The sequence below is a fragment of the Pseudomonas sp. zfem005 genome (assembly GCF_032621735.1).
Classification (GTDB): domain Bacteria; phylum Pseudomonadota; class Gammaproteobacteria; order Pseudomonadales; family Pseudomonadaceae; genus Metapseudomonas; species Metapseudomonas solani.
Genome location: NZ_JAVYJE010000008.1, coordinates 86,899 through 99,965, shown reverse-complemented (window position 1 = coordinate 99,965; position 13,067 = coordinate 86,899). Strand labels below are relative to the sequence as shown.

The window sequence follows — 13,067 nt, the reverse complement described above, 5'->3', positions numbered from 1 at the left end:
TGGGAAAGCGATAGCATCCCCTGCCCCATGCACTGACCATCGAGGCCGGCATGAATCACATCGGACGCATCGAACGGGCTGTGGTTCTTTCGAGTCGTCTCGCATCAGGGGCAGCCCAGGGCGCCGCTGGCTGCTTCGGCCAAGCCCCCTGCGGACCCGGCCTGCAAGGCGTGGAGCCGATGCACGGCAACCTGCTCCACCCGATCGGCATCGGCGGAACCGCGCTCGCCGGCCAGGGTGGGGAAACGCACGAAGAAGCCGGTGCGCTTGCCCGCCTTGGCGAACAGCGCGGTGCGGCTTTAGTGGGTGATATCGCCGGTGACCGTGAAGGTGTCGTAGGCGCCCGAGCCCTTGGCGTGCATGCCCTGCTCCCGGATCACCTCGCGGTCGAAGCGCGCCAGCTTCTCCAGGCCACAGATGTCCTGCCGCAAGGCCGGGCCGCGGAGACCGGTCGCCTCAGGTGCGGCGACCGGGAACCCTGCTTAAGCCAGCACTTCGGCCGTTGGAGTTGCGGTGCCGTCGACCTGTGGCGGTGGGGTTCGGACCGTCGTCGAGCGCAGCAGGAAGCACGACAATGCCGGAATCAGAATCAACGCACCGAGCATGTTCCAGATGAACATGAAGGTCAGCAGCATACCCATGTCGGCTTGGAACTTGATCGGCGACCAGGCCCAAGAGACAACGCCAATGGCTAGTGTCACGCCAACCAAGCAGACCACCTTGCCAGTGAAGGCCACAGCGTTCCGGTAGGCGTCGGACAGTGACATACCTTGACGTTGGTAGTGCAACTGCACGCTAAGCAGGTACAGCGCGTAGTCGATGCCGATACCGACGCCAAGAGCGATCACCGGCAAGGTAGCGACTTTCACGCCAATGCCCATGTAGACCATCAATGCCTCGCAGAGGATGGAGGTCAGAACCAGTGGCAGCATGGCCACCAGCGCCGCAGCCAGACTGCGGAACGCAATCAGGCAGAAGACGAACACCGCGAGGTAAACGTAGAGCAGCATGGTGCGGTTCGCCTCGCGTACCACGATGTTCGTGGCAGCCTCGATTCCGGCACTACCAGCGGCGAGGAGGAACTGGCGGTCGTCAGTGCTGTTTTCTTTGGCGAATCTATCGGCGACGGCTACCACGTCATCCAGGGTCTCGGCCTTGTGGTCCTTGAGAAAGGCAATCACCGGCATCATCGAGCATTCTGTATTGAGTAGCTCTGAGGCATTGACCGAGGCCTGCTGCGCCGCATAGTTGAGCATGTCCTGGTTGCGCTGGATGCTGGCCATTTTCGGGTTGCCTTCGAAGGAGCCGGCAGTGATCTGGCGCACCGCGTTGACCAGCGAAACCATGGTCTGCACGTGCGGGAGTTGCTGCAGTTCCCAGGCCAGCCTATCGGCGAGCATAAGGGTGTGATAGTTCAGGCAACCTTCGGGGCCTGTCTTGATCATCACTGCGAACAGGTCGCTGGAGAGACTGTAGTGGCTGGTTATGTAGGCATTATCGAGGTTGTAGCGAGAGTCCTGGCGCAACTCCGGGGCGCCACTGTCGAGGTCACCAATCTTCAAGCTCTGGCTGTAGAAGAATCCGGCCACTCCAAGCGCTGTGGAAACCAGCACCGCGCAGGTCGCCCAGCGACGGGTGGTGAATCGGTCAAGCAGATCCCAAAGCTTTCCCAGGCCGTGATGATGGGCGGTGCTCGCGTCAACGATAAGTGCACGCTTGGCAGCTTTGGTGCTGACACCGACGAAGGACAGCGCCACAGGCATCATTAGCAGGGTTGTGAAGATCAACACGGCCACGCCGATACTGGCGGTGATAGCCAGCTCCTGGATCACCGGGATGTCGATTAGCATCAGCACGCCAAAACCCACCGCATCGGACAGCAGCGCAGTAACCCCGGCCATGAACAAGCGGCGGAAGGTGTAGCGTGCTGCCACCAAGCGGTGGGTGCCACGACCGATGTCCTGCATGATGCCATTCATTTTCTGGGCAGCATGAGACACGCCAATAGCGAAGATGAGGAAGGGCACCAGAATCGAGTACGGATCGATGGCATAGCCCAACCAGGAGATGATGCCCAGCTGCCATATCACCGCCATGAGCGAGCAGCCGATTACCAGCAGGGTGCTGCGCAGGCAGCGTGTGTAGACGAGGATAATGACGAAGGCACTGATCACTGCCAGGCTGAAGAACATCATGACCTGGAACAAGCCGTCGATCATCTCACTGATCAGCTTGGCGAAGCCGATTACGCGGATCTTGTACTGCCCATGGCCTTCTTCACCAGCAAGACGCGTGGCACGCTCTCCGTTGAATTCGTACTTATCGCGCATTGCATCGAGTTTCTTGGCGAACTCGTAATAGTTGATGCTCTGGCCGCTGGCGCTGTCCTTGTCCAGCAGAGGGACGATGATCATGCTCGAGCGGAAGTCACCGGCGACGAGACTGCCGGTGATGCCGGCGCGGTTGATATTCTGCTTGAGCTGTTCAATGTCCGCTGGTCGCCCGCCATAGCTGTCGGGCATCACTGGGCCACCTCGGAAGCCTTCTTCGGTGACCTCGGTCCAGCGAACGGTCGGGGTCCACAACGACTTCATCCAGGCGCGGTCGACTCCGGCGGTGAGGAACAATTCGTCGCTGACCTGCTTGAGTACTTCCAGGTAAGCGGGGTCGAAGATGTCGCCGTTGGTGTTCTCTACCACCACCCGCACCGAGTTCCCCATGCCGCGCAGCGAGGTGCGGTTTTCCAGGTAATTCTGAATGTAGGGTTGGCTCTGCGGAATCATCTTTTCGAAGCTGGGCCGCAGTTCCAGGCGGGTGGCCGCCTTGTAGCCAAGCAGCAGGGTAAGAAGTGCCATGAGCATGACGAACAGGCCACGGTGGTTGAACACCAGGCGCTCGATCAGGTTGCCGCTGCTCGGGTCGAAGTCCCGTAGATCAGAGATCACCGGCCATTGTTCTTGTTTGATAGTGCCCATTTCAGCTACTCGCTTAAATTGTATTTATTCAGCGGAAAGTCGACGAACGCCACGGTTGCCAACCAGGATCAGCGGGCCTTCGGTAGTTTGCAGCGCACCAGCAATCGGGGCAGGTTCGGACAGGGGCAGCAGGCGCAGTTTTCTTGCGCCAGGTTCGGCGAGCAATTGGTGGCCGGCCTGGGTGAACAGTCGGTAGCTGCCATGTGGGCCGTTAGTTGCGGCGGTGAAGCTCACCTCCAGATCGGATTGCAGCGTCTGCCAGCTGGCGCCTCTATCAAGGCTGCGTAGTACGTTGCCGCGCAGGCCATAAACCAATACCTCGCCATGCTGGCCGGTGACGCCGAAGAAACTGCCCTGATAGGGCGTTTCGATCCGATCGAAGGTCTGTGTCCCTTGGTCGAGCCGGCGTACCAGGCCCTGTTCGCCAACCAAATAGAGCGCATCGCCTGTGTTGTCGATGGCAAACAGGTTCAGGCCCTGCGGGTTGTCGGTGCGATCCTGCCATGGTGTCCAAGTCTGCCCACCGTCGGTGGTGGCAAGAATCAAGTTGAATACGCCGACGACATAGCCGCTGCGCTCGCTCTCAAACCAGACATCCAAAAAAGGCTTATCGGCACCCTCGGCCTTGAGGCGCTCACCTTCGGCGACCAGCAATGGCCACTGCTCATTCTCCGGCTCGGCTGACGCCCGTGCACCGTAGTGGTCGATAAGCAGGTCGCCAATCTGGCGGCCGTCGAGCTGCTTGCTCCAGCTCTGCCCCGCATCACTGGTGTGCAGGATCACCCCATCGTTGCCCACTGCCCAACCTTGTTGGGCGGTTGGGAAATGCACGGCGTTAAGGTCGACGCTGACCGGAACCTGTGCCTGCTTCCAGGTCTGGCCAGCGTCATCGGAATACAGTATGTGCCCGCGCTGGCCAACGCTGACTAGCCGAGATCCAGCCTGGGTCACATCAAGCAGGGGGCTGCGTACGGCCAGCTCGCTGGGGCGCGCGGGCAGCTCCAACACATCCACATAGGCAGCTGCCCGAGCGGTACCCCCAAGGATGATGTAGAGGACCAGAGGCCAAAGCAGGGACTTTCTGAAGGAGCACATCAATTTGTCCTCTTAAAGAAACCGGATTGCCAAAGGGCGGCAATCCGGCCTAAAGCTCGCCCGGCTAGCAACCGGACGAGAGGAGTAGCCGATTGACGGCTATCAGCGGATGCCGGCTCCCGCCAGCGACTCGGGGGCCCACTGGATATCACTGAGCGGTTCTCCGTATGTGATGCCACCATGCGGACCGACCAAGCCGTTTATGTTGTAGGAGCCGCTGACCAGATCGTGGATCAAGGTCGGTGTGGCATCCGGGTTCTGTTGGTCGTAGCTCTGGGTCAGGAAGGCGAATGATCCGCGGTAGAGTTGGCCGCGAGCGTCATACTGATCAGAAGCCAGGGCGACCCAACTGTCCTCATCCAGGTAGAAGCGGCGCTTGTGATAGATGTGACGCTTACCCTCCTTGAGACTGCCTTCCACAACCCACACACGGTGCTTCTCCCAGCGAACCAGATCTGGATTTGGGAAGTTCGGGGTGGTGAGCTGCTTGGGGTCTTTCACATAGGTCAGCGTGTAGGTGTTGTAGGGCACGTACATTTCCTGCTTGCCGACCAGCTTCCAGTCGAAGCGGTCCAGTGCGCCGGCGAAGACAAAGGAATCGTCATACGCTGCTGCGCCCGAGGTACTGGGGTTGGGAGTGTCGTACGCCAGGTCTGGAGCCATCTTCACGCGGCGCACACCCGGCAAGTAGGACCAGGCGCGACGTGGCTGCTCCAGCGGGTTGGCTGCATCGCGCAGCAAAGTGGCTTCTCCAGCACGGCGAGCCGGACCGGTGTAGTACAGCTTGATCAGATAGATGGTGTCGGAGCCTTGGATCGGCTTGTTCAGATCGTTGTAGGACGCGTAGTTGATGAAACCTCTACCGGTGGTAGCCAGGGTAGCCACACCAGCAGAATCGACGTTCCAAGAGTCGAACTTGGACGACGTATTCACGCCCTGGTAGCGGAGCAGGTGGTTCCACATGGCCTCGGCGCCGGACTGCGGGATCGGGAAGGGCACGCCCGGCAGCACGTTCTCGATTGCATTGCCACCTTCCAGCGACTTGGCGTTGACCGCGTTTTTCACTGTGTTGTCCAGCACACCCTGCGGTAGGGAGACACTGCGGTGGGTTGGGTAGACGTTGACCTTGAAACTTGGGAAGCGCTTGGCCAGTTCGGCGGTTACCGCCGTCAGCTTGTCCCTGTATTGCTCGACGTTGCTACCATCGATTACCAGTAGCGGTTTCTCGCCTGCGAAGGGATCGGGGCGAAAGGCATCACCGCTCTTGAAACCGGCCGGCACGGTGGTCAGCCCGCCCTCGTATGCCGGAATAGAACCGTCGGCGTTAGCGGATTTCTCAGCCCCAACCTGGGTCAACGCATTGCCCAGCTTGGCAGCTTCGGCAGGGGAAACAGCGGCCAGGGCCTGGCCGCTGCCGATGACGGCCAGCGAGGCCGCCAGAAGGCTTTTCATGAACATCATCGCGTGTGCTCCGCTATGCATCAGAAGGTGGTTTTGAGGGTCAGGTAGACAGCGCCACGATCTTCGGTAGCACCTGCACCAGAGAAAGATGAATAGCCGCCGGGATAGCAGGTGTAATCAACGCGAGCCACACCGCTTCCCACAGTCGGTAGCAATTGCGCGCCATCACGGACTGGGTCGTCGCACTTGCTCGCTTCGCCGAAGGCATCCACATATTTGAGGTCGACGAAGTACTGGTTGTAGATGACGGCGCCGACGCCCACCGAATAGGTGCCGGTGTTCTCGGCCCCCCCTCCGGCAACTGGCGAAACTCCATCAATGCCATAGTTGATGGAGAGCGGCATGTTCATGTCGACACCCGGGAAGACCTGGTACCAGGTTGGGGTGAAGTTGACCGCGATGCCCCAGTTGTCGCGGGTGGGCTGATCAACGCCGTTGTAGGTGTTCTTGCCCTTGTATAGAGCCTCGTTCTTGCCATCCAGGCTCAGCAGGTTGCTGTAGTACAGCTCACCAAGCAGGCTGGCCGCATCGAATAGTGGGGTTTCGCCGATAGTTGCCAGGCCATTGAGGGTCCAGTGCAGGGTCTTGCCTGTGGCGGCCATCGGGTTGCCGTCTTTGAACGGCGTATTCACCACACCTGCAGTTGTTGGGTTGATCCCCGCTGCTGCCAGGGCCGCGTAACTGGTTGGGTTGTAGTTGGGCGCGATGCTGGCAAGGGTCATATGCTCGCGATAGTTCAGGTCACTGCCTACCGAAACGCCACCGATGTTTTTCGACAGGCTGATGCCATAGATGTCGATGTCGTCGTTATAGGCAAACTGATAGGTCAAATTGGGCAGACCAGGAGTGATGCGAGTATCCAGCGTGACCTGCGGCATGATGTCGGAGGTCTGGCGGTAGTAGAAGCCGAGGGTGCCGTCGAGCCACTCCGGAGACCACTTGGCCATCACGCCCCAGTCACCACGGTCATCTGGAGTGAAATCATCACCGCGGCGCAGAGTGATCTGGTTCTGCACATTTGGGACTGCTGTTGGGTCGATAAATGGCAACACAGTGGGTACGAAGCCGTTCCCGATAAACAGGTTCTGTGCGCCTTCGCCCACGACATCGGAACCTGCGTAGTAAGTACCAGCCTCAGGAAGCCGTGCAGGGCTCCAGTCGAGGAAGTACTGAGCACCGAAACTCAGCTCGGGGTTGAGATTGAAAGTGGCGGAAATCTGGTTACGCGGCAGAAACAGTTCCTTGGCCTCAATGCCTGGTGAAGCAGCAGACTTGGCAAGGTCCAGACCAGCCTGGCCGTAGCTCAGGGAGTGCGCGGCGCTGAGGATGGTCTCCCCCCAGAACACATTGTGCTGGCCGAGTTTGAGACCCAGAAGCGATCCATCACCTACCTCGGTGTTGTAGAACAGGAAAGCATCGAGAATTTCACCGGACGGTCCGCTGTAATAGCGCTTGGCATAACGACTCAGATGCGCGCTGCCAAACCCATCAGCTGCGCGGCCGGCTCCTCCGAGAGGGTTGGCTGCGGTGATGTATCCGGAGTTGGCATCGTTGCCGTTGACCATCGGATTGGCGTTGGATCCAGCGTTGTCGTAAGCCTTGTCGTACCAACTGGCTGCACTGACACGAAAGCCCGTGCGCTCCTGGAACACCACATCGAGTTCGGTCAGAAGATCGATCCGATTGGTGATGTTGGTGCCGGCCTTACGGAAGTTGTAATTGCCATCATTGTTGTTGGGGGTCCCCAGCATCCGGGTGTCGGCACTCTGGGTACGCACCCCGTAGTTGTATTTGATGGTGTTGTCGAATCGTATCGACCAGTGCGTGCTGCCTGTGTCGATTTCGAAAGCCTGGGCGGCAGGCATGCCGGCCACCAAAATGGCGACGGCCAGCGAACTGCGGCGCAAGTGGCAGGGGGGAGCCATCTTCATGGGCTGAGATACCTTTTTTGTTGTGGGTTTTAGTAGGCAGTCATCGAATTAGCTGCTGGTTCGCTGCAGCAATGTCAGGGATACCGCGCGGCCCAAGGCCATGCTGTGCTGTAGCGCCGTGCGGGCATGCGTGACCTGGCGCGCTCCGGCTCTGCCGCTCAGTTGCAGGGACAGCTCAACCAGTTGGGCGATGGCTGTGGCTCCTGGAGCGTGGCCGCGACCGAGCAGTCCGCCGGAAGGACAAATAACTGCACCCCCTGGGCTGCGACCAAAACCATCCTGGGCAAAGCTCACCAATTGCTCATCGCGGCAAAACCCCAAGGCGGCGCTGTTGATCAGGTAGTCGCCAACGCTCTGGTCATGCAGCTCCACCACATCGACATCCTCAGGACCAAGACCGGCCTGGTCGTATATCTGCCTGACAAGGCGATGGGTGGTGGAGCGGCCGAGTGCGTCGAAAACGCTGGGCGGGTCGAGGTCGTCGTCGAAATCGGCTCCACGCAAGCTCGCCAGGCAGGCGATATCAGCCTGGATGCCATAACGCCGGGCAAAGGCCGGGGTACACATCATCAGGGCAGCGGCACCACAGGCCGGTGTTGCCAGGTAGGGTTGCTGCCAGCCGCTTCCAGGAAGTCCAGCGAGCAGCGCGCTGGGGTCGAGAAGGGCACGCTGGCGAGCTGCATTGAGCACCTGCTGCAGACATTCGGCGCTGAGGCCGAAGTCTTGCAGTAGTTGGCGGGTCTGAGCGGCGTAGAGCTCTAGTGGCTGCTGTCGGCTCGCGATGCGCTGCTGCAGTAGGCCGCCTCCAACCGCCTGGCAGGGGGAGTCGGGTGACGGCTCTCGCAGACCGAAAAAGGCGTGGCTGCCTATTTCGACAGGCATAGCGTCGCAGCCGACTACCAAAGCGCACGCGCTTTCCCCAGACAGCAGGCTCTGGCGTGCCAGATGGAATGCAGCGTGACCGGAAGCGCAACCATCGCTGAGATTGATCAAGGGAATACCACTGAAGCCCAGAGGCGCTAATAGCTGCTCGCCGTTCCCAGCACCGCCCTGGGCACAGGCCAGGACTATGTGGTCTATCAACTCGAAGTCGATTGAGGCGTCGGCCATCGCCATGCGTACTGCGCAAACTGCCAAGGCACGGGCATCACCCTGGCCGAGCGGCACGAAGGGTGTTACCCCCACGCCAGCGAGCAGTACCTGTTGATTCATCACCGTCACCCCGTTGCCGATTCGGATCGCCATTCGCGGCGGATCGCAAGCCGTCCACGCTTGTGGAAGGCAGCTTTTCATGGGGTTTCAGGATAAAGAGCCAGCGCAATCCCCCCACCCCAGCGGCGAGGGGGGGGGCGTGACTTCGAAGGGGGGCTTAGGGGGGGGATGAACGGCTAGGACTGCAGTATGCCAAGCAGATAAGCCCGATCGACCAGATGCTTGCGGTTGCTCGCCTGGAACTTACTGAGCAGATTCTTCATGTGCCACTTCACTGTTTCCTCTCCTATGTCCAGGGCGAGGGCGATCTGCTTGTTGGACATGTTCTGCGTCAGCAGTTGGAGGATCTCACGCTCCTTCGGGGTGAGCATGCGGCTTGGTGAAACACTGACGAAGCTCCTGGCAGGCGCCGGGGTCTGGGGTTGGCGCTCCTCGTCATTCCCGGCCGGGCTGTTCTGCTCTGTTTGCCGGGCCCAATGTGGCAGGTCCGGGTGAGTATCTTCAAGAATGCGCTCAAGGCCCAGTTCCTTGGCGAGGCTGATCGCCTCGCGCAGCGACGGCAGACCGTCTTCGCCTAGGCGCTGTTTCGCCAGGGCCTGCAGCAACCTGACTTGAACCGATTCGCGGCTATGGCGTTGCTGGTCTGCAAGGCGTGCAGCCTGCTCCAACGGCCCGAGCATCTGCTGCCATGCGCCACGTGCAGCACTGGAAAAAGCTTGTGCCAACTGTACCTGCAAGGCCAGCTCCGGCCCTTGCAATCCGCGCTCATCGCGGACGAAGTCGGGCAGCCGGCGCTCAAGGCGCTGCCACAGCGACTGACAAGTCTCGCCATGCCCGCGGAGGGCATGCAGACGAATCTGTTCAGCCTGGGCGGCAATCGAAAGGCGGGGCATTTGCCGAGTTTCGCCCAGTGCGTAGAGCTCGTTGAGCAGGTCATGAGCTCGGTGGGTCTGCCCTTGCAGGGCGGCCAGGCGCGCGGAGGTCAGGTAACCGAGCAGGATTCCTTCCGGCGCAGCCAGGTGAGCCAGTACATCCATACGATTGGCGAGCAGGGGGCCGGCTTCCTCCGGGGCGTTGCGCTCAAGCAGTGTTGCGGCAAGGGTGGCGGCCAGTAGTACGGAGATGCCGTTGCGCCGGCCCAGCTCCTGATCAGCCTTACTCAAGCTGGCCCGAAGGAAGCGTTCAGCACTGAGCACTTGGCCCTCTTTCAGGTAGGACAGGCCGAAGATCCACTCGCGATAACCTGACATGGCGTTGGTGCCCGCTGCCGCCTGCGCGCGCGATATCTGCTGGCAGTAGTAGCGGGCCAGCTCGGGCTGACCGGCAGTGAGAGCCAGCAGTGCCCGGTGGTTGGTCAGCACGGCCTGCAGGTCGGGTGACTTGGCCGACGGGCGTTGCAACCAAGTATCGATGATGGCCTGGGATCGGTCCGGCTGATCGGCGAAGAGAGCTGCGGTCGAGGCAATGGCCGTCGCCTCCAACTGTTCCTCGTCGGAAGCCTGGGCATCGGCGTTGATCTGCTCGACCAGTTGCAGAGCCTCAGCCTGACGCTCGCTGCTGGCCAACGACCAGGCAGCCGCCAGGCGCAGGCGCGGACGGCACTTCAGCTCCTCGGCTGGCAACTGTTCAAGCCAGTCCAGTACGCGGGAGAAGTGACCACGAAGCATCAGGTCGTAGAGACAGGCTTCTGCCAGGCTGTAGGCACGGTCGTTCTGTCCGCCCAGCAATGCCTGGCGGGCGGCGGCCTCGACCAGGTCATGCTCCGCCAGCCAGGCAGAGGCTCGCTGATGCAGGGACTGACGTTCAGCCTCTGGCAGTACGGCGAATCGCTGGTGCAACAGCTCGCGGGCAAGAGGGTGAATGCGTAGCCAGTCGCTGTCGTCTCCCTCAACCAGGATCGGAGTGCTGGCCAGCAGCTCCTTGAGCCAGACCCTGGCTCGCTCATCATCGAGCAATACCACGCAGAGGTCTGGATGAATCATCTCGAACAGGGATATCCGCGTCAGGAATTCGACCTGCTCCGGTGACAGTTGAGCCAACAGAGAATCAACCAGATGCTGCTGAAGGTTGCCGCCGCTTGAAGCCAGGTTATTGGTCGCGACGTGCAAGTCGGTGGCTTGCTCGATGGCAGAGATCGCCAGTTGCAGACCCAGAGGCCACCCCTCGGTGAGTTCGTGCAGGCGAGCGCTGTCGTCCAGTTCCAGGCGTTCGCCAAATCGGCCGTTGAGCAAAACCAAGGTTTCGTCGAGTGTGAAGCGCAGGTCGTCGACGCCGATCGATCGCAGTTGGCCATTGACTAGCAACTCTGCTGTGGACAAGCCAATGCGCCCGCGTGAGGCCATAGCCACGTGCAGGTTGGCCGGAGCATTGCGCAGCAAGTAAGGCAGGGAATGGCGGATGGTTGCGGTTGGAAGGTTGTGGGCGTCATCGAGAATCAGCAAAGTCTCGGCGCCCAGCTCGGCGATCTCCGCCAGCCAGTTTGTCAGCTCATCGAGTTCGTTAGCCTCTTGGCCTAGCCGCTGGTGAGCCGCCAGGGGCTGCACAGGGCGGCCGCTGCCGACCGCTTTAGCCACGGCAAGGCCATGGACCAACCGTAGAGGTACATCCCGTTCATCCAGGCTCAGCCAGATCACTACGCCGCTCTTGGCCAACCACTCGCGTCGCCACTGGGCAAGCAGCTGGGTTTTGCCAAACCCAGGCGGAGCCTGCAACGACAGCACTATCTTGTCTGCCAGGCCTATGGCATCGAGGTTCAGGCGGCTGCGTTGCATTGCCGCCTTCAGCAGGCGCGGTGGAGTGGTTTTGAGGATCAGGCCTGGTTCCGTACTAACTAGGCTCAAGTGCTGTTCTCTACGCTAGTGGGCGACCCATTCGAAGGTCTGCCTCGCTGAACGTTCTTATGATTATTTTTTGTTTGGCAGGTCAGGCACACGGGCGCAGTACCTTTTTTCAGTATGGCCTCTCCCGGACGCATGCGTCCAGATGCCGAACTCCCCCTCTCCTCCCCCCCTATAGCCCACCCCTCCCCCCCCGGCGCTGGGGTTGGGCTATTGCCGGCAAACCCTATTCTCGGTGGGCATGCAGAAACCCACCCGCGGTCATTCGCTCCAGCTACGAAGAGCACCCTGCGGGCCCGTCCGAGGAAATCAAACACATGAAAATGAACGCCTACATCGCCGGGATCGGCATGACCAAGTTCGGCAAGCATCTGGACAAGACTCTCAAGGGCCTTGCCGGCGAAGCCATCCAAGCGGCGCTGGTCGATGCGGGGCTGGACAAGTCGGCGATCCAGGCGGCGTGGATGGGCAACGCCGCGGCTGGAGTGGTCACTGGCCAGGAAATGATTCGCGGTGAGGTGGTGCTGCGCAATATGGGCATTGGCAGGATTCCGGTGGTCAACGTGGAGAACGCCTGCGCCTCCTCTTCCACCGCCTTCCAGCAAGCCTGCGCCATGGTCAGTGCCGGGCTGTACGACATTGTTCTGGCCTGCGGCAGCGAGAAGCTCTACCACGAAGACAAGAGCAGGAGCCTGGGTGCCTTTTCCAGCGCTGTGGATATTGAGGATCCGGATGGTGCTGCGAACGTGGTCAAACGCATCGCGATGGAGATCGGCGAACCCTTTGATGCGTCAGCTGTAGCGGTAAATCACTCGGTGTTCATGGACATCTACTCGATGATGGCCAAGAAACACATGCAGAGATACGGCAGCACACAGGAGCACTTCGCCATGGTGGCGGCGAAGAACTCATTTCACGGCAGCATGAACCCCCGCGCCCAGTATCAGGGACTGCTAACCGTGGAGCAGGTGCTGACCGCTCGCTCGATCATCGGCCCGCTAACCCTGCCGATGTGCTCGCCCATCGGCGATGGCGCTGCGGCGGTGATCATCGTCAGCGATCGTAAGGTCCGCGAGCTTGGCCTGCGCCAGCGGATCAAAGTAGCGGCTTCTGCTCTGGTATCCGGCTGGGACTTCACAGGCCCGGGCGAGTCGGTCGGCGCCCTGGCCGCCCAGCAAGTCTACGAAGCATCCGGGATCCCCCCCAATGAACTGTCCTGTGTGGAGCTGCATGACGCCTCGGCACCATCTGAAGTAGCCGCTTACGAGTATCTGGGCCTGTGCGCACCTGGCGATGGCGCGAAGCTGATCGAAACTCGCGCCACCTACCTGGGCGGGCGCATCCCGGTCAATGTTTCAGGCGGTTTGTTGCGCAAAGGCCACCCGGTCGGCGCCACCGGCTGCGCCCAGATAGTCGAGCTCACCGAACAGTTGCGTGGCCAGTCGGGTCACCGCCAGGTTGAGGGAGCGCGTATAGCCCTCGCACACAACGGCGGCGGCGCCATTGGCACCGATGCCGCTGCCACCGTAGTCAGCCTGCTGATGCGGGAAGCTTGA

General features: G+C 60.8%; 7 protein-coding genes and 1 pseudogene. 1 reads left to right on the top strand and 7 read right to left on the bottom strand.

What is annotated here, in order from left to right:
• Window positions 1–200: 200 nt before the first annotated feature.
• The 7 genes and pseudogenes from RTW82_RS18495 to RTW82_RS18465 form a co-directional block, all read right to left on the bottom strand.
• Window positions 201–482: pseudogene (locus RTW82_RS18495) on the bottom strand (catalase); the annotation flags it as partial.
• Window positions 483–2,975 (bottom strand): efflux RND transporter permease subunit, encoded by a 2,493-nt coding sequence (locus RTW82_RS18490; protein ID WP_316925980.1) that lies wholly within the window; start codon window positions 2,973–2,975, stop codon window positions 483–485.
• Between the two features lie 24 nt (window positions 2,976–2,999).
• The gene (locus RTW82_RS18485; RefSeq protein WP_271658029.1) at window positions 3,000–4,070 is read right to left on the bottom strand and encodes a WD40/YVTN/BNR-like repeat-containing protein; all 1,071 of its coding nucleotides are present in this window, start codon (window positions 4,068–4,070) and stop codon (window positions 3,000–3,002) included.
• Window positions 4,071–4,172: 102 nt separating this feature from the next.
• The gene (locus tag RTW82_RS18480) at window positions 4,173–5,531 is read right to left on the bottom strand and encodes a DUF1329 domain-containing protein (protein WP_271658030.1); all 1,359 of its coding nucleotides are present in this window, start codon (window positions 5,529–5,531) and stop codon (window positions 4,173–4,175) included.
• A gap of 20 nt (window positions 5,532–5,551) precedes the next feature.
• Window positions 5,552–7,462 carry a DUF1302 domain-containing protein gene (locus RTW82_RS18475; RefSeq protein ID WP_410478816.1) on the bottom strand — a complete coding sequence of 637 codons (1,911 nt, stop codon included), beginning with the start codon at window positions 7,460–7,462 and terminating at the stop codon, window positions 5,552–5,554.
• Window positions 7,463–7,510: 48 nt separating this feature from the next.
• Window positions 7,511–8,755, bottom strand: a complete 1,245-nt coding sequence (locus tag RTW82_RS18470; RefSeq protein ID WP_316925979.1) for a thiolase C-terminal domain-containing protein — start codon at window positions 8,753–8,755, stop codon at window positions 7,511–7,513.
• A gap of 95 nt (window positions 8,756–8,850) precedes the next feature.
• Window positions 8,851–11,445, bottom strand: a complete 2,595-nt coding sequence (locus RTW82_RS18465; protein WP_316925978.1) for a LuxR C-terminal-related transcriptional regulator — start codon at window positions 11,443–11,445, stop codon at window positions 8,851–8,853.
• A gap of 383 nt (window positions 11,446–11,828) precedes the next feature.
• Here RTW82_RS18465 and RTW82_RS18460 point away from each other — a divergent pair, with 383 nt between their 5' ends.
• The gene (locus tag RTW82_RS18460; RefSeq protein ID WP_271658033.1) at window positions 11,829–13,067 is read left to right on the top strand and encodes a thiolase family protein; all 1,239 of its coding nucleotides are present in this window, start codon (window positions 11,829–11,831) and stop codon (window positions 13,065–13,067) included.